Genomic DNA, 24,512 nt, shown 5'->3' on the forward strand with positions numbered 1-24,512 from the left:
TCCGTATGATAAAAACAATAGCTTTTTCCACTTGCATAAAGTTGGGTTTTGTAGGTGTTCTATGTTCACCTTTTTTATTAACAGCCAAATCGGCTTTTCCGATATCTCGTAATATAATTAGTCTTAATGCGCCTGACTCTGTGGGTTCAGAGGTTGTGAATGGGCAGCTTGTAATCATCCACCAGGTGGAGTCCAAAGATACATACTATGCGCTGGGCCGTCGCTATGGCGCGCAAGTGAACGCCATCATGGCAGCCAACAACAAGAAATCATTGAAGCCTGGCGACACAGTAAGGGTACCGACGGGTAGAGCGGCTACACCTCAAGTTGTCCAACAGCCGCAACGCCCAGTTTCTCCTCCTCAGGTTGCTCAGCAGGAGGTACTTACAGAATATAAAGTAGGAAAGAGCGAAACCCTATTTGCTATTTCCAAACGCTTTAATACGACCGTAGCCGACATTAAAAGGATGAACAATTTATCATCGGACTCGGTAAAAGAAGGTCAGTTATTAAAAATTCCAAATTCCGATTACCAAGAACCCGAACCGGAGATCGTTATAGACCCAATAGTTGATACGCCCAGTATGGCCGAGCAGCATGCCGTTGATCTAGGGTTTGAAGCAAATCGCTACGGTATACGAGAGAAACAGGAGAAAGGTATAGGTGTGTGGATGGAGAATCTCGAAACGGATGGAAAAAGCAATTTAGCTTTGCATAAAACGGCTCCTATTGGCACGATCCTGAAAATCACTAACCCGATGACTAAAAATGTTACCTATGCAAAGGTCGTGGGAAAATTCACTGACAATTCTGATACACAGGGTGCTATTGTCATTTTGTCGAAATCCGCGGCAAGTTACATTGGTGCGTTAGACAGAAGATTTTTGATAGAAATCGCATATGGTGTACCTTTGCAATAATTTTAGATAAATAGCGCATAGATGAACAAACCTTACGTAATTGGGATAGCGGGGAGCAGCGGGTCAGGAAAGACCTTTTTTTTAAGGAGTTTTCTCAATCATTTCTTACCTGAAGATGTCACACTGATTTCTCAGGACGACTATTATATACCGGCAAATACAAAAACACAGGAAGAAAACAGGTTGTACAATTTCGACCTGCCAACTTCCATAAATAGGGAAGCATTTCACCACGATATAAAACAGCTTTTTGACGGCGAGACCGTTCATCGGGAAGAATATACCTTCAATAATCCCGAGATTAAGCCGAAAATGTTAGAAATTAAGCCTGCCCCTGTTCTTATTGTTGAGGGCTTGTTCATCTTTCACTATGAGGAAGTTAATAACTTACTCGATTTCAGAATATTTTTAGATGCTGATGAATCAGTGGCACTGGAAAGAAGATTACGGCGCGATTTAATAGAGCGCGGATATGACCACGACGATGTGATGTATAAATGGATAAACCATGTTGTGCCGTCTTATAACGCGTACCTAGCCCCTTTCAAATCAATTTGCGATTTAGTGATTATCAACAATACCGATGATCCAAAAATCATCGATGATGCTGCGTCCAAAATTTCCACGGATCTTCGCGAAAAAAAATCCGACATCACCATTATTTAAATAAAATCTAAATAGCTATATTTGCAGCGTGATGGAACTGATAACAAGCCCTTTAGGGCACGAGGAAATGGAAAATCCTTTTTTTTGTGATTCAAAAAAAGGATTTAAGTGCGATCCGGATTTGGGCTGCTGTGTATTTAAAAAGTGTTGTAAAAAATATAAGCGGGGTAAGCGCTGCAAAAAATGTCCTGATCGGTAGACCTGTTTTTCGATACTAACCGTCCGCTTACAACTTACGATTCCACATAGTTTAGATCCTTATTAAAGCTTTCCTTTAATCTGGTTAACGCAAAAATAGCAATAGCCGATAAAAGTAAAGTGACACCCATTGCTGCATAGCGTATCCCTACCTGCGGCACAAGCCAGCCGTATAATATTGTCGACGGAATTAAGGCTCCACGTACAAAGTTAGGGGCGGTTGTCGCTACCGTTGCCCGTAAATTAGTACCAAACTGCTCTGCAGCTATGGTAACGAAAGTTGCCCAATAACCAACACCTATCCCCATTAAGAAAGCTAATAACAGGAACCTTTGCTCAGTAATGCCTGAACTGGAAAGATACCACAGCGAGAAAAAAATGATTAGCAGCTGGCAAAGGAAGACAACTTTCTTCCGGGACTTTAGCCATTGTGCCAGTATGCCCGCCAATACATCCCCTAGAGAGATGCCTAAATAGGTAAACATAACACCTTTTCCCGCACTAAGCGTGGATTCTGCCGACAATGCTTTTCCTATTTCCGGAGCCTGTGTTACGAGCACGCCTACCACGAACCAAATGGGTAGACCGATACACAGACAGTAAATGTACCGAAGTAAGCGCTCTCTGCTAGCGAACAACAGTAGGATATCTCCTTTGGCAACGTCCATATTTTCCTGCTGTTTGTACACTCTTGACTCGAAAATACCCACGCGCAAGAAAAGCAGACAGATGCCCATCCCGCCCCCAACGAAATATGCCGTTCGCCAACTAAACCACTCGGAAATAAAGTAAGCCAGTATCGCACCGAGTACGCCGACGCCTGCCACGATCATCGTGCCATAACCACGTTTTCCCTTCGACATGGATTCACTTACCAGCGTGATACCCGCGCCGAGCTCGCCAGCCAAGCCTATCCCCGCAACAAACCTCACCCAGGCATACGTGGAAACATCCTGCACAAAACCATTGTAGATATTCGCTAAGGAATAAAGAAGGATAGAACCAAAGAGAACGCGCAAGCGACCGTATTTATCAGCAATGACTCCCCATATCACCCCTCCTATCAGCAAACCAGCCATCTGCATATTCAGCACAAATTCACCATCGGAGCGCATCTGATCATCCGCGATACCCAAGTCTTTAAAAGATTGCACGCGTACGATCGAAAAGATTATTAAATCATAAATGTCTACAAAATAACCCAACGAGGCCACCAATACAAGTAGCCATATTTTGCGCGGCTTATTCCTTTCTTCCATAGAATTAAATTTTGATAGAGCAATTTACGACCGATTTACATTTATTACAAGAATTAAACAGTTTGAATCGCGCGATAACGAAAGGGAGTTTTATATTTGCAGTATGCGGCTTTCCCCAAAAGTGTTGAAATGGTTACTCCGGTGCTATCCCCCCTTTTTCTTCCAACGAATTTGGGTAAAAAAGATATATCCGGATTTTCAACAGATGGATATCAAGATCAGCAAAAGCTTACTCAACCGAAATTTAAATGGCACCATTTTCGGTGGGACAATTTTCGCTTCAGTAGATCCAATTCACACACTACTATTGGATCAAATTTTTAAGCGGAAAGACATTAAAAAAACGGTAACTTGGTTAAAATCAGCGAAGATATCGTACCTCAAACCCGCTGCAAAGAATTTGATTTTTTCGGTGAAGATAGCAAAGGAAGATGTACAAAAAGCCCTTGACGAGGTGAAAACATCCGGGAAAGTCGTACGGGAATTTGAAATCTCAATATATGACCAAGCTGGCGTCTTATGCGCCACATCAATTAATGAAATATACATCCGCGATCTATCTGCAGCGCGTACAAAAAGCAGTACTATTTCCGAGCCTAAAACTTAAGGTAGGTATTATTGAAAGTTGAAACGCTATAAAAGAACATATGAAGAACGTAATTTTAAGCACTACAGTAGTGAGCCTATTGCTTACGGCTAGCTGCCAAAACATCAAAGAAGAGAAAAATGATCCAAAGGTGATCTCTCAAAAGGCTATTGAAATTCACGATGAAATCATGCCTGAAATATCAAACTTTGATAGGCAGGGGATACTTATCGATTCCTTATTAGCAGATATAAACTCCGTAAAAACAAATCACCAAGAGCTGGATACGGCCAGTACCCGTTTGGAATTGACAAAATTAAAGGACGATCTGGAATCTGCTACGGATAAAATGATGCTTTGGATGAAGGAATATAACCCCGATAGCACTGACGTTTCGTATCAACACGCTGAAGTTGAAAGTATAAGTAATCTAAAAGAAGAATTCGAAACGGTAAACAAAAGCGCCGAAAAGACATTGGCTCCGTTTAAAAAATAAGCATGATATCAAACAAAACAACATACCTTTTCTTTTTGATGCTAGCGGCACTTTTATCTGCCTGCACAGAAAAAAATAGCAAAAAGCTTCCCATCATTGGCGAACGGGAAGCCGTGGAGAAACTAGTTGATGGTAAAACGGTTGTAGACACAGTCTACCACCAAATACCAAATTTCACTTTCCTAAATCAGGATAGCACTTTGATTACGGATAAAGATTTTGAAAGCAAAGTCTACGTGGCTAATTTTTTCTTTACGCATTGTCCAAGCATTTGCCCGACTATGCAGCGAAATCTGTTAAAGGTCTACGAGAAATATAAGGGAAATGAGAAAGTAGCTTTTCTTTCACACAGCATCGATTTCAAGTACGATTCGCCCAGTGTATTAAAATCCTATGCTACCAAGCTTGGTGTCGATAACGCGCAATGGCAATTTGTAACCGGTAGCAAGAAAGACATATATGGTATTGCCGAGAAGTACCTTGTCTATACAAAAGAAGATGCTGCCGCACCGGGCGGGTACGATCATCAAGGATATTTGGTTCTTATCGACCAGCAAAAACGTATACGAGGAGCTTATGACGGCACGAATGACGAACAAGTAGCGCAGCTTTTTACCGACTTAGAAATCCTTTTGCGAGAAAGTCTTTAATAGAATTATGCGGAACGCAATACTTTGTACATTCGCCATCGGTGGGATTATTTCGGCAATAGCATTGTCGTGCCAACCCAACGTGAGCATACAAACTGCGCAGTACGCTGTTAACGGGCAGAAGCTCTACCAATCGCACTGCCAAAACTGCCATGGCGCGAAGGGTGAAGGACTCGGCGCACTGTATCCTCCGCTTACCGATACAACATACCAGCGTGAAAACCGCAGGCAGCTAGCCTGCATCGTAAAATATGGACTGGATGAGCCTGTTGAAATTCATGGAAAAACGTATGATGGCACAATGCCCGGCGTCCCGCAACTGAGTAACATCGAGATAGCCTACATACTCACGTATGTAACCACAACATTTGGAGCAAGCACAAATAGCTTTACGCAGGAAGAAGTGCAAGCAGACCTAAAATCTTGCAACTAAAGAAATCTATTGGGAACGGACGTAAACCTTTACCAATCAATTATAACGCTATAGCTCTAAAGATAGAAAATCGTTTGTCACAACTAAAAGTTGGAATTCACCTCAAAATCATTAACAAGCATTTAACACCCGGTTAGCCCTATCGTTCAAGGATAGGATCCGTTGTTTATAACAAATATTTGACATTTGAACTGCCGCTTTTTAGCTACATTTGCAACCGAATGAACGTTCAATTGCTAAATAAAAAAGAAGCCATTTTCGAAAGTACCTTAACCCTCATTAATGAGAATGGTTTTCACGGGACTCCGATGAGTCAAATTGCTTCGCACGCCAATGTGGCGACTGGTACGATCTACCACTACTTTGCGTCGAAAGACGAGCTGATAACCGAGCTCTTCGCTTATTGTCGGGTAAAAACAAACGAGCACATCTTCAATGTTGAAGAAAGCCTCTCCTACAAAGAGAAGTTCTTTTACATCTGGAATCGTTTAGTTGATTATTACCTCGCCAATAAAAAGATATTTTGGTTTATAGAACAATTTTATTCTTCTCCTTATTATGAACTCATACAAAAAACAAAAGATCCCAGCTACTATGGCGCGGATCGCATGCGTATGTTTTTTACAGAGGGTATACATGCGGGAATTATACGGAACGTAAGTTTTCCGACTTTAATCTCGCTCTACATAGGTGCAGCCACATCACATGTAAAAATGGTTACCTATGGATTTTGCCAAGCACAAAAGCAAGGCCGGGAAGATTTAATTGAAATTATTTGGAATGGTGTTAACAATAAATAAAATGAGATTCAACAAAGTTGCTTTATCTTTTCTACTCGCGATGTGCATAGCGCGAGCATCTTATGCACAATCAACCGAGGATAACGGAAAATTGAACAGCAATGCAACGTTAGACGAGCTGATCGACTTTGCATTACAAAACAAAATAGAACTTAAACAAGCCGATATTGACAAGGAAATTGGCGAACGGGAGATTGCTTCCGCTCTTTCGGGATGGTTTCCGCAGATCAATGCAACTGGAACGTTGGCTCATGCCATACAAATTCCGACGAACGTCATCAACGGCCAAGTGATACAGATGGGGCAAAAGAACACCAGTTCATTTGGATTTCGCGCCGACCAGGCCATATTGAGCCCGGAACTTTTCCAAGCGTCGCGCGCAGCGAAATACGTGCGTCAACAAAATGATCAGAACATTGAAAGCACGAAAATAACGACCGTAGTGGATGTTAGTAAAGCGTATTACGATATCTTGACTTCTGAAGAATCAATCAATATTATCAATGAAAACATCTCGCGCCTTCAACGTCAATACACAGAAGCAAACGCGCGCTATGAAACCGGACTGGTAGATAAAACGGATTTCAAAAGGGCTTTAATATCATTGAACAATGCTAATGCGGAATTGAAGACGGCGAAAGAAATGCGTCAATACAAATACGACTATCTAAAGATGTTACTGGGTTTGAACCCAAGAGAGTCTATGACCCTTTCCTTCGAAAATCAGGCTATGGAAAATAATATCCTGCTAGACACCACAGAAATTTTAAGCTACGCGAATCGTGTGGAGTATCGGCAAACGGAAACGTTAAAAAATCTTCAGAAGCTGAACACGCAATACCAGAAATGGCAGTTTTTACCGCAGCTTGGCGCTTACGGTATGTATAATGCCAATTTCTTCAATAACGAATTTAGTAGACTTTATGCGACGAACTTCCCAAGTTCTTCAATAGGACTATCGCTTTCCGTTCCCATATTTACCGGAACTAAAAGGATTCAGGAAATTCGCAAATCCGAACTGCAGGAAGAACGAATAGCATGGGATCTTCAAAATTTGGAAAACCAGATCAGCACGGAGTATTCTGCGGCGATGGCTAATTACCGTTCGAATATGAATGAGTGGCGTAATTCTAAAGGCAATATGGAGCTTTCCGAAGATGTATACAATACCATCAAGCTGCAGTATGACGCCGGCATTAAAACATATCTAGAGTTAATGACCGCAGAAACGGATCTAAAAACAAGTCAGCTAAATTATCTGAATGCGCTGTATGCAGTCTTATCTAGCAAGCTAGATATCCAACGCGCATTAGGAACAGTTGACATTACAGAATAATAACCTTATTAAACACAGAAATACACGAAACCATGAATAAGAACTTTTTATTTTCGGCATTAATTATAAGTACAGGATTGTTCTGGCAGTCTTGCGGATCGGGAGACAAACCATCCAGTCAGCAACAAGGAGCTCCGCAAGGACAGCCTGCCGTACCCGTATCAACCGTTGCAGTCGAGAAACAGATTGTATCAGGTATAAAAAGTTACCCCGGTAGTGTTATTCCATTGCAGGAGACAAAAATTTTTGCAGAGGTAAGTGGGTATGTAACGAAGATTAACGTCACGGACGGTGCTTCAGTATCCAAAGGTCAAGTACTTTACGAAATCGATCGTATCCGGTATCAAGCTGCTGTAGACCAAGCGAAGGCGGCAGTAGAAATTGCGAAGGCAACCTTGCAGCGTGGTGAGAAAGATTTGACGCGTTACCAAACATTAGCGGATAAGGATGCGATTGCGAAACAGACTTTGGACAATGCGTTAACTGAGGTGAGTAATCAAAAAGCGCAGGTACAGTCAGCGCAAGCGGCATTGACCACGGCGCAAACAAACCTACAGCGTGCCGTGATACGTGCTCCATATAGTGGCGTGGTAGGGATTTCGATGGTTCGCACGGGAGCTTTGGTTTCGCCCGGAACAACAGAAATTAATACGATTAGTACCATTGACCCTATTACAGTACAGTTTCAAATAAGCGAGAGAGAGATTGCTGAATATGCAGCCTATCAGTCGGGTAAATCAGCAACGGAGATAAGCGCAGTGCTTCCTGATGGAACCACTTATACGAATTTCGGACGAGTATCTATTATCGATAGAGCTGTAGACCCAAGGACGGGTACGATTGCGGTTCGTGCTACTTTCAGCAACCCGCAAAATGTATTGCGTGCGGGTATGAACCTTACGGTAAATGTGAAAAGCACCTCATCTAGCGAACAGGCTATTATTCCGTTCAAAGGTGTGCAGGATCAATTAGGTGTGTACAATGTGTTTGTTGTTAATGACAGCAGCCAGGCTGAAATACGCCCTGTAAAACTTGGGTTGAAAGTGGGTGAGAATGTCGTTGTAGAATCCGGTGTCGAGGCAGGGGAGAAAATAATCGTCGATGGTCTTATGAACGTGAGAAACGGAGCTAAGGTTGTGGAGAATCAACCTTCTGCAGATAACGCTCCCAAGAAATAGTCGTTGAAGTTCTAAACAAAAAAAATAGAAATGATCTCAGAAGTATTTATAAAAAGGCCAGTCACCGCAATCGTCATCTCGATCTTAATTATGATCATTGGTACGATTTCCATCATGACATTGCCGATCAGTCAATACCCATCCATTGCGCCTCCAACCGTAACTGTTACGGCCAACTATACCGGAGCTGATGCGCAGACGGTAGAGCAGACGGTGACCACGCCTATTGAAAGTCAGATCAACGGTACGCCGGGCATGATCTACATGTCGTCAAACAGTACGTCGAACGGGCAATCTACTATCACAGTAACCTTCGAGGTAGGTACAGATATTGACGTAGCTACCTTAGATGTACAGAACCGAGTTGGCATTGCCGAACCAGCGTTGCCGGAAGCCGTTCGTCGGCTGGGAGTAATCACGAGAAAAGCCAATACGGATATCTTAATGTTGGTGTCGTTGGTATCCCCTAAAGGAACACGTGACGATAAGTTTTTGGCTAATTACGCCAACCTATATGTGAAAGACGCTATTTTGCGGGTGAAAGGCGTGGGCGATGTTACGGCATTTGGTCAACCCTTTTCTATGCGCGTGTGGCTTGATGCTAATAAATTAACAGCGTTACGGTTAACACCGGCAGATGTATCGACAGCGATCTCTGAACAGAACCTTCGAATCCCAGGTGGTTCAGTAGGTGCACCGCCCCTACAGAATTCACAGGTATTCGAATATCCGGTTATTACCGACTCGGATCTATCTTCTGTAGAAGATTTTGAAGAAATTATTGTGAAATCAAACCGCGATGGATCAATCGTTTTATTGAAGGATGTGGCTCGTGTCGAGCTTGGTCAGTTCAGTTACGCAACAACGACGCGTACCGATGGCATGATTTCCACAGGTATGATGGTGGCGCAAACGCCGGGTGGTAACGCTGTAGAGACGGCCGAAGGTATATACGCGGCATTGGATCAAATGAAGCAATCATTTCCCGAGGATGTAGATTATGTCGTTGGTTATGAGACGGTATCAGTGGTCCATGCTTCCATCGATTCGGTAATACATACCTTGGTGGAAGCGTTGCTCTTGGTGACATTGGTTGTTTTCTTCTTCCTGCAATCGTGGAGAGCTACATTGATTCCTGTATTGGCGATACCCGTATCCGTTGTAGGTACGTTTATCTTCTTCACCTTATTCGGATTCTCGATCAACAATTTAACGTTGTTAGCCTTTGTATTAGCCATCGGTATTGTGGTCGATGATGCCATCGTTGTGGTAGAAGCGGTACAGCATTACATTGATCACTATAAGATGAGTGCAAAAGATGCTACCACGCATGCGATGAAAGACATTACGGCTCCGGTAATAGCGATTGCCTTAATTTTGGCCGCTGTGTTTATTCCCGTAGGCTTCATCCCGGGTATGGTTGGAAAGCTTTACCAACAGTTTGCGATCACGATCGCAGTGTCGGTTATGCTATCTGCTTTTATCGCGTTATCCTTGACACCGGCGTTATGCGCTTTGCTTTTGAAACCTACATCGGTCAACAAAGATGCAAAAGGCCTAAACAAGTTCTTTTACAAGTTCAACCTTTGGTTCGAGCGCGTCACGCATAAATATTCTAAGGGTGTTCGTGTATCGATCCGTCGCGCGCCATTGGCGCTGGTTATCCTGCTGTGTATTTTCATTGGAACAGGATACATGTTTACCACCAAGCCGACAGGGTTTATCCCGACAGAAGATAATGGTTCCTTCTTTGCAGGGGTTAACTTACCGGAGGGCTCATCAGCTAGCCGCACGGCCGCCGTATTGACAGAGTTAAATGATCAATTCCGAAAAGATTTTCCAGAGATCGAGCACGTAACTTTGATTGCAGGTATCAACATCTTAAACCGTTCGTTTAAGTCTAATGCTGCCACATTGTTTGTATCCCTAAAGCCATGGGCGGAGCGTAAGCGTACTGCGGCAGATATCACAGGTGCCATTATGGGTAAATATGGAAGCTATGGTAAAGCACGCGTTCTCGCTGTGACGCCGCCGGCTATTCCCGGACTGGGTACATCGGGTGGGTTTTCTTTGATGATTCAGGATCAGCAAACGGTAGATATCAAGCAATTTGAAGCTGTTGTTGGTAAATTTTTGGGCGCGGTAAACCAGCGACCTGAAATTGGAATGGCCTATACGCTCTTCAACTCAAACTCACCAAACTTTAAAATTTCAGTAGACAGAGAGCAAGCTAAAAAAATGCTTGTACCTATATCATCTATCTACAGTACTATTTCCGCATATCTTGGTTCGGCTTATATCAATGACTTCACGCGCTACGGTCGTAACTTCCGTGTCGTTACACAGGCGGATAATAGCTACCGCATGAATATAGAGGATATTAACAAGCTGTATGTGAACAACACGGAAGGCTCACCAGTACCATTAAGTACCTTGGTGACCTGGCAAATGGTACAAAACCCATCGATTATCAATCACTATAATATTTTTAGAAGTATTGAAGTCAGTGGGTCGGCAGCGCCCGGCTACAGCTCTGGTGATGCGTTACGTGCACTTTCAGAAGTAGCAAATGAAACACTTCCAAATGGCTACAGCTACGACTTCTCTGGACTTTCCCTGCAAGAGAGCCAATCTGGAAACACGACGATCATGATCTTTGCATTATGTATCATTTTCGTATTCCTATTATTGGCTTCGCTCTACGAGAGCTGGTCGGTACCGTTTTCAATTTTATTATCGGTTCCAATCGGGATTTTTGGCGCAATCTTAACATTGACACTTATCCCCAGCTTGGATAATAATATATATGCACAGATCGGTCTCGTAACGATTATCGGATTAGCGGCTAAAAATGCTATTTTGATCGTCGAATTTGCCAAAGAGCGGGTCGATATTGGTATGCCCTTAATGGATGCGATTATTGATGCTGTGAAATTAAGGCTTCGCCCAATCATCATGACATCATTTGCATTCATCTTAGGGATTATCCCGTTGATGCTATCAACAGGCGCCGGAGCATTTTCCCGTCAAACCATTGGCTGGACAGTATTCGGAGGGATGATGGCAGCAACGCTGATTGCAATTTTCATCGTGCCGGTACTGTTTTACGTCATCACCAAAATGGCTTATGGCAAGAAAAAACTTGCTGAGTTAGAAGCTTCATTTGATGAAGAAAAAGCGAAAAACCTCAGTGCTCATTAATAGCATTTTATAGGTAATGAAGGAAGAGGGCATTCGAAAGATGTCCTCTTTTTTATAGCGTGCATATCGCTGCATCAACGTATACTCTTATCACTTGATACCTACAAAAGATGCAAAACAAAGATTTTTGTGCAGTATATCGACCTGCCGAAAGCCAACGCGCCGAAGTAGATCCAGCTGGTACATCAGATCTTTCGGTGTATCCTCTTTTTCAATATAATCAAAGACATGGTCTCGATACGCTTCATCTTCCAGTCCTGTCAGGTATTCGCCGTAATAATCTTTAAAGATCAAATCCTGCAATTGTGGGTCTTGTTGCTGAACAAGATCAAAAATCCACAGACTACCACCATCTGTTAACGAAGCGTGCAATTTGCGAAAGCTATCCTCCCAATCTTGATCGTCTCGAAGGTGATGCAATACCGCCGTAGCGATTATAACATCGTAGCCCCCTTCTTTTAAGTCCACCGTTCGGAAGTCTCCTTTTTTAGTCGCGACTGTTCCGGTGGTAGCTGCCTCTACCCGCGTGCGTGCCCTATCCAGCATTGGTTGGCTCAGATCAACCAGGGTGACATCTACATCTTTTACTTTTTGCAACAACATCACCGGGTAATTGCCAGCGCCGCAACCAATATCCAAAACAGATTTCAGTGCCGGATAGCGCTTTGCGATAGCCGTAGTAATAAGCTCCATGTTGAACAGCGCATCTAATGTTGTGCGTTGTCCCGTCTCTAGATTGGAGAATCGCTCCACATCCTGGTCAAAACGGATCTCAATTTCCTTAAGGGTTGATTTCATCATACGATGTTTATTAAAAACTAAGCGATTAACGATATTTTAAAAATACTATATTTATCACTTAAAAGTAGCCCATGCATGAGTATTTTGAGGGCCGCGAGGAATAATACGATAGCATATGAAACTTTACACCATAGATACTGGATTTTTTAAATTAGATGGCGGCGCTATGTTCGGCGTGGTGCCGAAATCTATCTGGCAGAAAACAAACCCTGCCGATGCGCGCAACCTATGTACATGGGCCACGCGCCTGTTGCTTATTGAATATGGAAACAGTCTGATACTTATCGATACCGCGCTAGGCGACAAACAGGACGATAAGTTTTTCGGACATTATTTCCGCCATGGAGATGCCAGCATTGATAGCTCTTTGGCAAAGCTTGGCTTTCACCGTGATGATATCACGGACGTCATCCTGACCCATCTTCATTTTGATCATTGCGGAGGCGCTGTGGTACGGAATGGCGACCGGCTTAGCCCAGCGTTTAACAACGCGCGTTTTTGGAGCAATGAAAAGCACTGGAACTGGGCTACAAACCCTAACCCGCGAGAGAAGGCATCCTTTTTAAAGGAAAATATAATGCCGCTGCAAGAGAGCGGCCAATTAAATTTTGTGCCTGACGGACAGAACTTTTCCGAGCAGATCGGGCTGCGCTACGCATATGGACACACAGAAGCCATGATGCTACCACAAATTGAGTATAAAGGCAAAACGATTTTATATATGGCAGACCTTCTTCCCTCTGTAGGTCATATCCCCTTACCCTACGTAATGAGTTATGACGTGCGTCCCTTGACAACAATGGAAGAGCGTCAACATTATTGGGAAGAAATAGTCGACAAGGAATACATTTTATTTTTAGAACACGACCCTCTGCATCCTTGCTGCACCTTACAACGTACCGAGAAAGGCATTCGTTTAAAAGACACGTTCACTTTAGAAGATATTGGATAAGCTTTATTGATACCGTTTGAGCCGGGGTTAAGTTCCTACCGGCTCTACATATTGCGCGTAGCAATACCCTTCAACGCCCTCTTTGTTTCGAACGAGCCACCATTGATCATTCGCACGGCTGATTAACATCAAAAGCTCATCTTTCCCAACTTCCGCTAAAATGGGAAGATTTGTACCCGGTCCCTTACGAAGATTCAACAAAGGATCCTGGCTTACTATACGTGCTTGGGTACCACGAACGGAATCCGCTATGGCTATATTCAATACGACCTCACCAGCGATATAATTCGGATCAATCTGGTTATAAACATCCCAAAGTTTATTTTTGATATCTGCATGAGACGTTGTGCCGACCACATACAGTTGTTCATCCTGTTCATAATACGACAAATCTTCGATATCCGAATCTTTTGCGGTATCTAACAGTCTTTTGTATTTATCAAGTAATGCCATATAAATCTTTTATTTTACTGCTACAGAAGACATATCAAGTTCTTTAAGGTGCAATTCCTCCAAACGAATCCTTAGCTGTTGCACATTTTGCTGTTCCAAACTTCCTGATAGCTGTATAACGCCATCCTTAACCTGCCCCGTAAGTGACGGGTGGCCTTTAATAATTTCCTGCAGCTGCGTTTTTAGCTCAGCATCATTCGTGACACTATCTTGCGGAAGTTCAGCAACCGTGAGATCATCAATAACGTCTTTAATATTTTGTGGGTCAGCGTCTTTTGCAGTGGCAGTAAGATTCCTTTTTTCTTCTTCGGTGGCGACAATTCCAGATAGCGTTACCTTACCTCTTTTCACACCAATGGTTACATTGGGATTGCTCCCCAAAGCCGACTCTACCTTGGCTTTCACATCCGCATCGGAAACCTGCGGCTTACACCGATGGAGGAGGGAAAGGGCAAGTACAATCGATAATATAATTGCCCAGCTTTTTATCATTGATTTCATAAACAGTCCTATTTAGTTAAAACTTGCTCTATACTGTAGGGAACAAAGCGCTGTGGTAATTGTTTGAATTTATTAGGAGACCCATGCACCGTTTTAATGGACAGCTTTTATTTTTTGGACGTTTCCGTTAAACTGAATGGTGTCACCAACTTTATTTCCAATTAACAGCCTTCCGATAGGTGATGACCCTGATATAATCATGAAATCTTCATCTTGCAGCCTATATTTCCCCAGACTAATCGCAATAAAGTACGACCCTTTGTCGGTCTTGACGAGCGATCCCGGCCCTATCGTTTCTTTCTCATCAAGAATAATATTCTGTAAAAGCACGGCGTCTTTTTTAGCTTGCAGGAGTTGGTTCTGATAGCGGTTTAGATCTTGTTGAATCATCTCTCGAGAAGTTTCATATTTGTCTCCAGCACTACTTTTTGTATCGCTCTCTATCCCCTCCTGAGCTTGTTGTATAGCGTAGACAATTTCGGTAAGACGTTCCTCACTCTTGGACAAACAATATTCCAGCAACTGCTTTTTTATTTCCATAATTTTTCAAAAGTGTGTTTATGAAGGTACTGATAGGCTAAAATAAAAACGCCAAACACGAAGTTTGGCGTCCTACAATAACCTAATGTATCGCTAATCTTTCAAAGCCTCTTTCACATTTTTTGCCTTTCGTTCAGCATCTTCCGCTACTTGATTTGCTTTATCCGCTGTTTTGTCGATTGCACGATCTATTGCTCGGCCGGTGGCATCTGCTGCTCTCCCTGTGGCATCAACTGCTTTTTCCGTCCCTTCCTCTACAGCATGTCCAGCTTTCTTAGCCGTGGCTTTCACTCTATCCCAAGCAGAGTTTGCTTCGTCCAATGATTCTTGTGCAGCTTTTTCAGCTTCCTTATCTTTCTTTTGTACAGCCGCTTCTAAATCGGCCTCAGCCTTCTTCACGCGTGCCTTCGCTTCTGCGATGTCTTTATCCATTTTGGCGTGCGCATGCTCGCTGTGATCTTCGACTTCCTCGACTGTATGGTCTAAGTGTTCACCGGCAGAAACCTCACCGTCTGCATTCTTATCCTTCGATGGATTACTGTTGCATGCTGTGAAACTAACTGCTGCAGCAACAACTGCTAATAACGCTAACTTTTTCATATTACCTGATTTTTGTTTAAAATACACTGGTGGCTAACTACTTACCAACAACAATATTTGTACCAAAAGAATGAGGCATATTACTTCGCATAGATCGCTCCTTTTGCAGCCTCGAGCGTATTTTTCAACAGGCCGACGATAGTCATCAAGCCAACACCACCGGGGACCGGCGTAATCCAGGATGCTTTCTTGGCCACCGCCTCAAAATCCACATCGCCATAAAGCTTAAATCCAGATTTTGTCTCCGTAGAATCTTCGCGGTTGATACCGACATCAATCACGATTGCGCCTTCCTTTACCATCTCCGCGGTAACAAAGTTTTTTCGGCCTATGGCCGCCACTACGATATCTCCTGAAAGTACTTCCTCTTTTAAATTTGCCGTCCGGCTGTGCGTCAGCGTAACGGTACAGTTGCCGGGTTGGCTATTTCGAGCCAATAGGATACTCATAGGTGAGCCTACAATATTACTTCGGCCTACCACGACAGCTTTTTTGCCAGCGGTTTCAATACCGTAATACTCGAGCATAAGCATTATACCATATGGGGTGGCCGGGATAAAGCACGGTAGATTTCGCTGCATTCGCCCCAAATTTATGGGGTGAAAGCCGTCTACATCTTTGCGATGGTCTATTGCTTCCGTAATTTTATCAGGGTCGATATGCTTTGGCAAAGGTAGTTGTACAATTAACCCATCTATTGTCGGATCTTGATTGATTTCGTTAATCTTCTCGATAAGCTCAGCCTCGGTAATGTCAACATCATAACGGATATTTGTGGACTCGAAACCTACCAATTCGCAGTTGCGCATTTTGCTGGCCACGTAGGTTTCGCTGCCGCCGTCGTTGCCTACCAAAATCGCAACGAGATGTGGCTTACGACCAGCTTGAGCAGTGAACTGTGCAGCCTCTATCTTGATGTCTTCTTTTATTTTTGCTGATACCAGCTTTCCATCTAATAAATTCATGTTTCCTCTTGTACTTAATAGGTATGGTGGATGACTCGTTATTAATCTAGTTTCAGCACGGCCATGAAGGCAGATTGCGGGATCTCGACATTTCCTACCTGCCGCATACGCTTTTTACCCTTTTTCTGTTTCTCCAAGAGCTTCCGCTTACGGGATATATCTCCACCATAACACTTAGCCGTTACATCTTTTCGAAGTGCTGAGATGGTTTCACGTGCAATAATCTTTGCACCGATGGATGCTTGGATACGAATCTCAAATTGCTGGCGAGGTAAAAGTTCCTTCAGTTTCTCACAGATTTTCTTTCCAAAATCATACGCATTACTGCGGTGGATCAAGGAGGATAATGCATCTACCGGCTCATCATTCAAACGGATATCTAACTTAACCAAATCCGATTTCCTATAGCCTATTTGGTGATAATCAAAAGAGGCATATCCTTTTGAGATCGTTTTCAACTTATCATAGAAATCAAATACGATTTCTCCCATCGGCATTTCAAACACCAACTCCACGCGATCTGATGTCAAATAAGATTGGTTAATGATTGTTCCGCGTTTCTGAATACAGAGCGACATCACTGGCCCAACGAAATCAGACTTCGTGATGATATTAGCCTTTATATACGGCTCCTCTATAAAATCTAGCTTGCTGGGATCCGGCAGATCCGATGGATTGTGTACGGTGACTTCCTCCTGCTCTTTAGTCATAAAAGCCTTGTAAGAAACGTTTGGTACCGTCGTGATAACCGTCATATCAAACTCGCGCTCCAGGCGTTCCTGAATGATCTCCATGTGCAGCATACCCAAGAAACCACAACGGAAACCGAAACCTAAAGCTGCAGAAGACTCAGGCTCGAATACCAAAGAAGCATCATTCAGCTGAAGGCGATGCATAGATTCGCGCAGTTCTTCGTAATCTTCCGTATCCACCGGATAGATCCCGGCAAAGACCATGGGCTTAACCTCTTCAAATCCTTGGATCGCTTCCGCACAAGGACGCTCGCGGTGGGTAATGGTATCACCCACTTTTACCTCTCGGGCTTCTTTTATTCCGGAAATGATATAACCAACATCGCCTGTCTTAACCACATCTTTTGCCACCTGATTCAGTTTTAACGTCCCTATCTCATCGGCAAAATATTCTTTTCCTGTCGCTACGAACTTCACTTTATCCCCTTTTCGTATTTCGCCGTTCTCCACTTTGAAATACGCCATAATACCGCGAAAAGAATTAAAAACAGAATCAAAGATCAACGCCTGTAGTGGCGCTTGAGGATCGCCCACTGGTGCCGGAATCCGCTCGACGATAGCACGAAGGATGTCCGGGACGCCCATTCCCGTTTTTCCGGAAGCAGGAATAATTTCTTCCCGTTTTCCACCAATAAGGTCGATGATTTGATCTTTAACCTCTTCCGGCATAGCGCCCGGAAGGTCCATCTTATTCAAGATAGGAATGATTTCCAAATCATGTTCTAACGCAAGATATAAGTTGGAAATAGTTTGCGCTTGAATGCCCTGCGAAGCATCTACGATAAGCAGGGCACCTTCACATGCCGCGATGGAGCGTGATACCTCGTAAGAGAAATCGACGTGACCGGGCGTGTCAATAAGGTTTAGTATATATTGCTGACCATCTTGGGTATACTCCATTTGGATAGCGTGAGATTTGATCGTGATACCACGCTCGCGTTCCAAATCCATATTATCCAGTAGTTGCGCTTGTGCCTCACGTTGCGAGATGGTGTTTGTAAACTCCAACAGCCGATCTGCCAAGGTACTCTTGCCATGGTCAATATGTGCGATAATACAAAAATTACGTATATGCTTCATACAGGTTTTTATCCAATAATTCTAAATGGCAAATATAGATTTTTTAGGGCAGATAATTAGCGATATAATCGCATTTCAGGCAAAAAGGCATCTCCTACGGCCGACGACGGCTATAGTCCAGCGCTTTTAACAGCGACCTTGTAGGTTCGTCCTAACGGTAACTTGTGATTGCCCCGCAGATAAACACTGTTGGAACTGACAGAGTTGATATGCGCACGCAATACGATATAGGATTTGTGCACACGAATAAAACCGTAACGTTGATAGTTTTCGACGAAATTAGCCATTCTTTCCAAAATAACATATCGTTTAAAGGTAGTTACAAGAACGATGTATTCTCCAAAACCTTCCACCCACATGATATCGTCAAGCTTAACCTTCTGCATCATATAGTTAGACTTAAACATAATGAAGTTATTTTCGTGCTTTTCCGCAATCGTTTCGCGAAAACGTAAAAAATCCAATGCTTTCTGTACGGATTTTTCGAAAACTGCAAATGAAACCGGTTTTACCAAATAGTGTATGACATCGAGCTCGAATGCTTGCACGGCATATTGAGTTTCCAAGGTAAAGAATATGCACAAGGGTTTTTTTTCTAAACTTTTCAACAACTCAACACCATTTAGATAAGGCATATTGATATCGGTGATGATCAACTCTACAGGATGTATTTGTAGGTATTTAAATGCCTCCTCGGGATCTTGGAACGTCGCCACAAGTTCCACTCGTGGCATCTGTGCACAGTAATATTGTATTAGCTCTAATGACGGATATTCATCATCTATCCCTACAACTTTTATTTTTCTCATCTCAAATCAATTGTTAGCGATGTGTAAAATGAATCGTCTGCCTGCGCTTGTAAGATAAGGGAAAAACGTCCCTTATAATACCTCTCCAATAAATGTTTTATTGCTTCGTTTCCCAAACCCATATACCCTGTTTCCATACCAACAACTCTTTTTCCTATAGAATTTCTAATTACAAACAGAAGCTGCGATTGATCAAGCTGACATGACACATAAATAAAACTCCCCTCCTCCGAACCTATGCCCGAATGCTTCAAAGCGTTTTCGAATAATGTTAATAGTAATGCGGGTGGAACCTCCATATTATCTACGATATCACTTTGATTTAAGTCAAAACAAATGTTCAACTCACGATTGTATTTCAGGCGGTAAACCCCTGTCAAGGATTCCATGCTGGAAAATTCGCTCCGCAAAGGAATCTTATCCAATGATGAATCATAGATGACATATTGAAGGAGACTGCTCAGTTGTAGGATTGATGCTGATGTTTCGCCATTGGCTCCTAGACTTTTAACATAAATATTATTTAATGTGTTCAACAAAAAATGCGGGCTTAATTTGGCTTTCAAAAGATCGAAGTGTAATTGTTCTTTCTCCGCTCCCAGCGTTTTATAGTTCTGCTCAATCAAAAATTTATCTTTCGTGATACCGAAAAAGGATGCCACCACAACAACCAATGCTTGTAGCGAATAAATATGATAAAGATAATTTGGAAAGGTAGAATCGGTATTTTCACTAATCTTAAACAGCGAAGATTCCAGCAGAATACGGAACAGTGCAGAAATCAAAAATACCAGTACAGCGTTTAAAATAAACAAGGGATAGCGATTGACTACATAATAACGCGGGACTAAAAAATGGTAGACGATATAGTATACGCCGAGGTTATAGATTAATAAGCCCCCCACATAGTAAATCATATTGGGCAGATTTAAGAGATTGTTCGCTGTTACAAATGCAATCACCGTAAAGTATATAAGAAATATGGCATGTTGAGATCTTATCAAAAATGGCCAACGGTAGGCCATGACTCGGTTTAGAAATGCGCCATTAAGCGATATCCTCACTATTAAGAGAATGAAAACAATATTGACGACTAAAAACATCCATTGTAATTAAGTGCTCCTTGCAATTTAATGTTTTCAATGGAAATATAATATGCCATCGTTCATTTTTTTCAAATTCGTTATGAAAATCTTGCCACCCACCGCAGCTTAAGAACCAGTACAAATGTCGTTCGTTGAAGAAACAAGTATTTCGTTGAAGATATTCTGATTGAGACCTCACCACGATTAAGTTTGTATCATAGTTAAACAAATTGTAAACCAAAGCTAAACTTCTGTCTTCGCGCATTGATCGTGTTCTTAATGTACACTTTAACAATGATTAGGCGTCATTATGCTCTTGCGAATAATAGGCAATATGATTCCGCAGACAAACTTAGCTACACAGCCACCGGGAGGTAATAACATATGAGAGCAATAATTATCATCACCTTTTTCCTTTTGGTAAACATTTTCAAATCGAGTGGCCAGTCTCGTGGCAGCTATAACATGTGGTACCAATACTTTTTATCAGCGAAGATTTCATCCAAAAGCAATATCATCGCGTTGAGCCAATACCGTTCATATGATTTTATATATGACACCCGTTTATTTTTGGGTTTGACCTATGTAGACTACGAGATAGTAAAAGGTGTTCGACCTGGCGTAGGCTTTATGTACCTGCTCCTCCGCTCATATCCTGAGGATGACAAAGATCTTATTCGCTACGAAAAACGGCCGTTCCAGCAAGTTATGCTTGCCGGAGACATAGGGCGTGTTGGCATTATTCACAGATTTCGGGCCGAAGAGCGATTTCTGAATAATCCCGATCAATTCATCCTGCGCTTACGTTATCTCATATCGATTAATATTCCCTTTTACAAAGTAGGTCAAGATGAAAAGTTTTACGGAATTTTTAAAAATGAAATCCGTATAAATGTTCGAAATGAGCGCGCTTTTGACAGCAATAGAATAACAGGTGGTGCTGGATGGAGGCTGAGTAAAAAATGGGCTATCGAAGCAAATCTTGTTGCGCAACTCGACGAAGGTTCTTCAAGTAATTACGGAGCAATTGTAGCGCGTAACTTTTTGGACTGGAGAAAAAAAAATAAGAACCAATAAATTTAGCCACTATGTTAAGCTTTTTAGGATTTTTTATGATTGGGCTGTTCATGCTTTTCATCATGATGAAAAAACTGACACCACTCACAGCATTGGTTCTTATACCGGTTGCTATTGCTACGCTAGCCGGCTATGGCCCAGATCTTGGACCGATGATGAAAAAAGGTGTACAAGACATAGCATTTACAGGTGTCATGCTGATTTTCGCCATTTTGTATTTCAGTTTAATGATTGATACCGGATTATTTGAACCTTTGGTCCGGCTTATCCGTCGAAATGTAGGCAACGATCCTATAAAAACGACGCTGGGAACGGTAGCATTGACCACATTAGTATCACTGGATGGTGATGGATCATCAACTTACCTTATTGTGGTAGCGGCACTACTGCCTGTCTACAAAAAGCAAGGTATCAAACCCCTTGTACTGACCTGTCTCATCATGCTTTCTGGAGGCATTATGAATATTTTGCCATGGGGAGGACCTACAGCTCGAGTAATGAGTTCGCTCCAATTAGGACACTCGGACATTTTCGTCCCCATGATTCCCGTCATGGCGATAGGAATAGTATGGGTATTCATAGTCGCGTACATCCTCGGCTACTACGAGAAGAAACGCATAGCTAAGGAAGGAAAAAATGACGAATATACGGAAAGCACGATACAGATGGATGAGGATAATACCTTGAGGCGTCCTAAATTGATTTGGGTAAATCTCATACTCACTCTTGTGCTGCTTTCAACCATGATACTTGATGTTATCCCATTAGGTATTGCTTTTATGCTCGCATTTTGCTTTGCGTCAGTCATCAACTACCCCAAGCTTAAAGACCAACAGAAAATTATTGGAAAGCACGCAGGCAACGCACTGTCGGTGGCAGGAATGATTTTTGGCGCGGGGATCTTCACGGGCATACTCAATGGAACGGGAATCATGCAGGCAATGGGCACAAGTGCGATAAATATTATCCCCCATTCATGGAATAATGCGCTGAGCAGTATCACAGCAATATTTAGCGTGCCACTCACCTTCTTCCTAACAAATGACGCCTATTACTTTGGAATTTTGCCGATAGTTGAAGCTACAGGCGAACAGCTTGGCGTCGCATCCGACATTTTGGGGCGCGCAAGTTTAGTTGGCCAAGCCTCACATTTATTGAGTCCTCTTGTGCCCTCCACATACCTTCTCGTATCCCTCGCAGGGGTAGAATTTGCGGACCACCTACGGTATACACTGAAGTGGGCTATTGGTTCCTCCATCATTATGTTATTTGCCGCACTCGCTTTAGGAATTATTTAATTGCTAATATGACTAAAGGGATAGAAAAAAAATTATACGAACCAAAATACATTACTATACTATAAATTTGTAAAATCATGTAACTAAAGAGAACAAGTGCTTTTAAAAACAACATTCACGGGAAACTATCTCAGAAATTTAAGTTTATTCACATTCATCGCTATCGTTGCTGGGGTGGCTACCGGCTATTTTTTTCCAACCACAGCAATCTCTTTTAATGATGGCGGCGGGCGGTTCTTAAAGCTCTTAGAAATTATAGTTCTCCCAGTTATATTCTTAGCCATTGTACAAGGCATTTGCAACTTATCTCAAGTCCCGCACGCTAATCGTATGATGTGGCAAACGGCAATATATTTTATTTGTATCACATCACTTTGTATTCTCTTGGGGTTTGCATTTGCTGGTATCATAAAACCGGGAGAGATTATCAATTCGAACCTGAAAGATTTCTACCCAGCACTGCCGAGATTTTACGAAAAGAAGGACTATAATGGTCAGTTTTCGATCGTTTATCGCAACAGACATGTTTTATTTTTATTGTTAGCTATTGGGCTAGGGATTTACATTAATCTTTCTGCAAATAAAGAAAAGATGGTAATTTGGTTGAATTGCATCCAAAACTTCATTTTAAAAATTGTAAAATATACTTACCTACTTCTTCCATTCATTATTTTCTGCAACATCGCATACAGTATTTCTATATATGGCCTACATGCCTTAATCCCCTTGAGTAAGGTATTAGCCACAGTGTATCTGGCAAACATAGTATTTATCTTCGGCCTATTGGGCCTGATAGCCCGACTCTTCGGCTTCAATTTATGGGACTTGCTGGTACTCTTGAAAGAAGAAATCCTACTAGTGATGGCTACATCGTCATCAAAAACCGCTTTTCCTATGATATTCGAGAAGTTGCAAGCTAAGGGTTACGATATAAATATATTAGGATTTGTCATCCCTTTAGGTTATTGCTTTAATCTTGCGGGGGCATGTATCTACATCGCTGTAAGTAGTATATTTTTTGTTCAGTTTTATAAAATCTCTATGAGCTTTACGGACTACTTGTGGCTTTTCGCCATTATTTCATTCACCTCTAAAACCGCATCCGGAGTGCCAGGCTCGGGCTTTCTAGCACTTGTTTTCACAATGGGCCGTTTTCATATACCTACGGCAGATATTGCCCTCCTTTATGCTGTTGATCGCTTTATGAACGAAGCCCGATCGATAACAAATTTTATTGGCATTACCGTTTGTGGTGTTGTAATAAACAAACTGAATTTGAAGAAAATATCCCGAAACGAAAAGCGACCGATGGCCTTTGAAGAAACTACGTAAAAAAACCGTGCTCGTTTAACGAACACGGTACATTCACAATTGGATTTAGTTAGTAGTAAGATATTTTTAAAGCTTTTCGCCGTGTTGCGAAAGATCAAGTCCTTCCAACTCCTCCTGCGCATTAACACGCAGTGGCGTTACAAGATCTGTTACCTTCAAAAGGATAAAGGCCACGACAAGTATAAACACAGACGCACCAATAAGGCCGATAATATGGGCCGTAAATAAGCCCGTCTCACCATAATATAAGCCGTTAATTTCTACCGCCCCATTTATTGCAGAATGGGCAAAAACACCGGTCAGAATCATACCAACCATCCCACCTACGCCATGACTTGGAAAAACGTCTAAGGTGTCATCGATATTAGACTTCGTGCGCCAGTCAATAAGGAGCCGACTGATAATAGCTGCTACTGCCCCGATCACGATAGAGTGTGGTACGGTAACAAAACCTGCAGCAGGTGTAATAGCCACTAAGCCAACGACAACGCCTATACAAGTTCCCATGGCAGAGGGCTTGGTACCGCGAGCCGCATCAAAAAGA

At 42.4% G+C, this 24,512-nt stretch carries 25 protein-coding genes; 14 read left to right on the plus strand and 11 right to left on the minus strand.

Annotated elements, in window-relative coordinates; genetic code table 11:
- The first annotated feature begins 5 nt into the window (after positions 1-5).
- On the plus strand, positions 6-920 hold the full coding sequence (locus tag DI53_RS01700; protein WP_052071958.1) for a DPBB and LysM peptidoglycan-binding domain-containing protein: 915 nt from the start codon (positions 6-8) through the stop codon (positions 918-920).
- A gap of 21 nt (positions 921-941) precedes the next feature.
- Positions 942-1,586 (plus strand): uridine kinase family protein, encoded by a 645-nt coding sequence (locus DI53_RS01705; protein ID WP_037494684.1) that lies wholly within the window; start codon positions 942-944, stop codon positions 1,584-1,586.
- Positions 1,587-1,819: 233 nt separating this feature from the next.
- Here the strand turns inward: DI53_RS01705 and DI53_RS01710 are convergent, their stop codons facing one another.
- On the minus strand, positions 1,820-3,043 hold the full coding sequence (locus tag DI53_RS01710; protein ID WP_037494686.1) for an MFS transporter: 1,224 nt from the start codon (positions 3,041-3,043) through the stop codon (positions 1,820-1,822).
- Between the two features lie 103 nt (positions 3,044-3,146).
- On the opposite strand from DI53_RS01710, the gene DI53_RS01715 reads away from it, so the two are divergent.
- The 8 genes from DI53_RS01715 (at position 3,147) to DI53_RS01750 (ending at position 11,723) form a co-directional block, all read left to right on the plus strand.
- Complete coding sequence (locus tag DI53_RS01715; RefSeq protein WP_052071960.1) at positions 3,147-3,650, plus strand: YiiD C-terminal domain-containing protein; 504 nt, start codon at positions 3,147-3,149, stop codon at positions 3,648-3,650.
- Positions 3,651-3,690: 40 nt separating this feature from the next.
- Positions 3,691-4,125 carry a hypothetical protein gene (locus DI53_RS01720; protein ID WP_052071962.1) on the plus strand — a complete coding sequence of 145 codons (435 nt, stop codon included), beginning with the start codon at positions 3,691-3,693 and terminating at the stop codon, positions 4,123-4,125.
- A gap of 2 nt (positions 4,126-4,127) precedes the next feature.
- Complete coding sequence (locus DI53_RS01725) at positions 4,128-4,775, plus strand: SCO family protein (protein ID WP_037494688.1); 648 nt, start codon at positions 4,128-4,130, stop codon at positions 4,773-4,775.
- 7 nt (positions 4,776-4,782) lie between these two features.
- Complete coding sequence (locus tag DI53_RS01730) at positions 4,783-5,208, plus strand: c-type cytochrome (RefSeq protein WP_037494690.1); 426 nt, start codon at positions 4,783-4,785, stop codon at positions 5,206-5,208.
- 221 nt (positions 5,209-5,429) lie between these two features.
- The gene (locus DI53_RS01735; protein WP_037494691.1) at positions 5,430-6,008 is read left to right on the plus strand and encodes a TetR/AcrR family transcriptional regulator; all 579 of its coding nucleotides are present in this window, start codon (positions 5,430-5,432) and stop codon (positions 6,006-6,008) included.
- A gap of 1 nt (position 6,009) precedes the next feature.
- Complete coding sequence (locus DI53_RS01740) at positions 6,010-7,344, plus strand: TolC family protein (RefSeq protein WP_241462344.1); 1,335 nt, start codon at positions 6,010-6,012, stop codon at positions 7,342-7,344.
- A gap of 32 nt (positions 7,345-7,376) precedes the next feature.
- Complete coding sequence (locus DI53_RS01745; protein WP_037494696.1) at positions 7,377-8,522, plus strand: efflux RND transporter periplasmic adaptor subunit; 1,146 nt, start codon at positions 7,377-7,379, stop codon at positions 8,520-8,522.
- Positions 8,523-8,552: 30 nt separating this feature from the next.
- Entirely contained in the window at positions 8,553-11,723 is a 3,171-nt protein-coding gene (locus DI53_RS01750; protein WP_037494697.1) for an efflux RND transporter permease subunit, read from the plus strand.
- Positions 11,724-11,813: 90 nt separating this feature from the next.
- On the opposite strand, the gene DI53_RS01755 is transcribed toward DI53_RS01750, so the two are convergent.
- A complete protein-coding gene (locus DI53_RS01755) occupies positions 11,814-12,524 on the minus strand; it encodes a class I SAM-dependent methyltransferase (RefSeq protein WP_037494699.1) in 711 nt (236 codons plus the stop codon).
- 115 nt (positions 12,525-12,639) lie between these two features.
- Here DI53_RS01755 and DI53_RS01760 point away from each other — a divergent pair, with 115 nt between their 5' ends.
- Positions 12,640-13,476 carry an MBL fold metallo-hydrolase gene (locus tag DI53_RS01760; protein WP_037494701.1) on the plus strand — a complete coding sequence of 279 codons (837 nt, stop codon included), beginning with the start codon at positions 12,640-12,642 and terminating at the stop codon, positions 13,474-13,476.
- A 27-nt stretch (positions 13,477-13,503) separates the two neighbouring features.
- Here DI53_RS01760 and DI53_RS01765 read toward each other — a convergent pair whose 3' ends face one another.
- The 8 genes from DI53_RS01765 to DI53_RS01800 form a co-directional block, all read right to left on the minus strand.
- A complete protein-coding gene (locus DI53_RS01765; RefSeq protein ID WP_037494703.1) occupies positions 13,504-13,929 on the minus strand; it encodes an SH3 domain-containing protein in 426 nt (141 codons plus the stop codon).
- 9 nt (positions 13,930-13,938) lie between these two features.
- A complete protein-coding gene (locus tag DI53_RS01770; protein WP_037494705.1) occupies positions 13,939-14,430 on the minus strand; it encodes a BON domain-containing protein in 492 nt (163 codons plus the stop codon).
- 93 nt (positions 14,431-14,523) lie between these two features.
- The gene (locus tag DI53_RS01775; protein ID WP_037494706.1) at positions 14,524-14,970 is read right to left on the minus strand and encodes a GreA/GreB family elongation factor; all 447 of its coding nucleotides are present in this window, start codon (positions 14,968-14,970) and stop codon (positions 14,524-14,526) included.
- A gap of 93 nt (positions 14,971-15,063) precedes the next feature.
- Entirely contained in the window at positions 15,064-15,570 is a 507-nt protein-coding gene (locus tag DI53_RS01780; protein ID WP_037494707.1) for a hypothetical protein, read from the minus strand.
- Between the two features lie 80 nt (positions 15,571-15,650).
- Positions 15,651-16,535 carry a bifunctional 5,10-methylenetetrahydrofolate dehydrogenase/5,10-methenyltetrahydrofolate cyclohydrolase gene (locus DI53_RS01785; RefSeq protein ID WP_037494708.1) on the minus strand — a complete coding sequence of 295 codons (885 nt, stop codon included), beginning with the start codon at positions 16,533-16,535 and terminating at the stop codon, positions 15,651-15,653.
- Between the two features lie 41 nt (positions 16,536-16,576).
- The gene (lepA, locus tag DI53_RS01790) at positions 16,577-18,367 is read right to left on the minus strand and encodes a translation elongation factor 4 (RefSeq protein ID WP_037494709.1); all 1,791 of its coding nucleotides are present in this window, start codon (positions 18,365-18,367) and stop codon (positions 16,577-16,579) included.
- A 110-nt stretch (positions 18,368-18,477) separates the two neighbouring features.
- Complete coding sequence (locus DI53_RS01795; RefSeq protein ID WP_037494710.1) at positions 18,478-19,176, minus strand: LytR/AlgR family response regulator transcription factor; 699 nt, start codon at positions 19,174-19,176, stop codon at positions 18,478-18,480.
- Complete coding sequence (locus tag DI53_RS01800) at positions 19,173-20,138, minus strand: sensor histidine kinase (RefSeq protein WP_157836744.1); 966 nt, start codon at positions 20,136-20,138, stop codon at positions 19,173-19,175. Before DI53_RS01800 ends, DI53_RS01795 begins: the two co-directional genes overlap by 4 nt.
- 507 nt (positions 20,139-20,645) lie before the next feature.
- Here DI53_RS01800 and DI53_RS01805 point away from each other — a divergent pair.
- The 3 genes from DI53_RS01805 (at position 20,646) to DI53_RS01815 (ending at position 23,968) form a co-directional block, all read left to right on the plus strand.
- On the plus strand, positions 20,646-21,338 hold the full coding sequence (locus tag DI53_RS01805; protein ID WP_037494712.1) for a DUF2490 domain-containing protein: 693 nt from the start codon (positions 20,646-20,648) through the stop codon (positions 21,336-21,338).
- A gap of 11 nt (positions 21,339-21,349) precedes the next feature.
- Positions 21,350-22,636, plus strand: a complete 1,287-nt coding sequence (locus tag DI53_RS01810) for a CitMHS family transporter (protein WP_037494713.1) — start codon at positions 21,350-21,352, stop codon at positions 22,634-22,636.
- Between the two features lie 96 nt (positions 22,637-22,732).
- Positions 22,733-23,968: a dicarboxylate/amino acid:cation symporter gene (locus tag DI53_RS01815; RefSeq protein WP_037494714.1), complete on the plus strand. Its 1,236-nt coding sequence runs from the start codon at positions 22,733-22,735 to the stop codon at positions 23,966-23,968.
- A gap of 66 nt (positions 23,969-24,034) precedes the next feature.
- Here the strand turns inward: DI53_RS01815 and DI53_RS01820 are convergent.
- Positions 24,035-24,512, minus strand: a 478-nt coding sequence (locus DI53_RS01820; protein WP_037494725.1) for an ammonium transporter, incomplete at its 5' end; no start/stop codon positions are given.

Source organism: Sphingobacterium deserti (assembly GCF_000757725.1).
GTDB lineage: Bacteria > Bacteroidota > Bacteroidia > Sphingobacteriales > Sphingobacteriaceae > Sphingobacterium > Sphingobacterium deserti.

Bases quoted from the DNA above. Each gene is read 5' to 3' on its own strand.
- DI53_RS01700 (WP_052071958.1), top strand. From the start codon at position 6: ATGATAAAAACAATAGCTTTTTCCACTTGCATAAAGTTGGGTTTTGTA.
- DI53_RS01705 (WP_037494684.1), top strand. From the start codon at position 942: ATGAACAAACCTTACGTAATTGGGATAGCGGGGAGCAGCGGGTCAGGA.
- DI53_RS01710 (WP_037494686.1), bottom strand. From the start codon at position 3,043: ATGGAAGAAAGGAATAAGCCGCGCAAAATATGGCTACTTGTATTGGTG.
- DI53_RS01715 (WP_052071960.1), top strand. From the start codon at position 3,147: ATGCGGCTTTCCCCAAAAGTGTTGAAATGGTTACTCCGGTGCTATCCC.
- DI53_RS01720 (WP_052071962.1), top strand. From the start codon at position 3,691: ATGAAGAACGTAATTTTAAGCACTACAGTAGTGAGCCTATTGCTTACG.
- DI53_RS01725 (WP_037494688.1), top strand. From the start codon at position 4,128: ATGATATCAAACAAAACAACATACCTTTTCTTTTTGATGCTAGCGGCA.
- DI53_RS01730 (WP_037494690.1), top strand. From the start codon at position 4,783: ATGCGGAACGCAATACTTTGTACATTCGCCATCGGTGGGATTATTTCG.
- DI53_RS01735 (WP_037494691.1), top strand. From the start codon at position 5,430: ATGAACGTTCAATTGCTAAATAAAAAAGAAGCCATTTTCGAAAGTACC.
- DI53_RS01740 (WP_241462344.1), top strand. From the start codon at position 6,010: ATGAGATTCAACAAAGTTGCTTTATCTTTTCTACTCGCGATGTGCATA.
- DI53_RS01745 (WP_037494696.1), top strand. From the start codon at position 7,377: ATGAATAAGAACTTTTTATTTTCGGCATTAATTATAAGTACAGGATTG.
- DI53_RS01750 (WP_037494697.1), top strand. From the start codon at position 8,553: ATGATCTCAGAAGTATTTATAAAAAGGCCAGTCACCGCAATCGTCATC.
- DI53_RS01755 (WP_037494699.1), bottom strand. From the start codon at position 12,524: ATGATGAAATCAACCCTTAAGGAAATTGAGATCCGTTTTGACCAGGAT.
- DI53_RS01760 (WP_037494701.1), top strand. From the start codon at position 12,640: ATGAAACTTTACACCATAGATACTGGATTTTTTAAATTAGATGGCGGC.
- DI53_RS01765 (WP_037494703.1), bottom strand. From the start codon at position 13,929: ATGGCATTACTTGATAAATACAAAAGACTGTTAGATACCGCAAAAGAT.
- DI53_RS01770 (WP_037494705.1), bottom strand. From the start codon at position 14,430: ATGAAATCAATGATAAAAAGCTGGGCAATTATATTATCGATTGTACTT.
- DI53_RS01775 (WP_037494706.1), bottom strand. From the start codon at position 14,970: ATGGAAATAAAAAAGCAGTTGCTGGAATATTGTTTGTCCAAGAGTGAG.
- DI53_RS01780 (WP_037494707.1), bottom strand. From the start codon at position 15,570: ATGAAAAAGTTAGCGTTATTAGCAGTTGTTGCTGCAGCAGTTAGTTTC.
- DI53_RS01785 (WP_037494708.1), bottom strand. From the start codon at position 16,535: ATGAATTTATTAGATGGAAAGCTGGTATCAGCAAAAATAAAAGAAGAC.
- lepA (WP_037494709.1), bottom strand. From the start codon at position 18,367: ATGAAGCATATACGTAATTTTTGTATTATCGCACATATTGACCATGGC.
- DI53_RS01795 (WP_037494710.1), bottom strand. From the start codon at position 19,176: ATGAGAAAAATAAAAGTTGTAGGGATAGATGATGAATATCCGTCATTA.
- DI53_RS01805 (WP_037494712.1), top strand. From the start codon at position 20,646: ATGAGAGCAATAATTATCATCACCTTTTTCCTTTTGGTAAACATTTTC.
- DI53_RS01810 (WP_037494713.1), top strand. From the start codon at position 21,350: ATGTTAAGCTTTTTAGGATTTTTTATGATTGGGCTGTTCATGCTTTTC.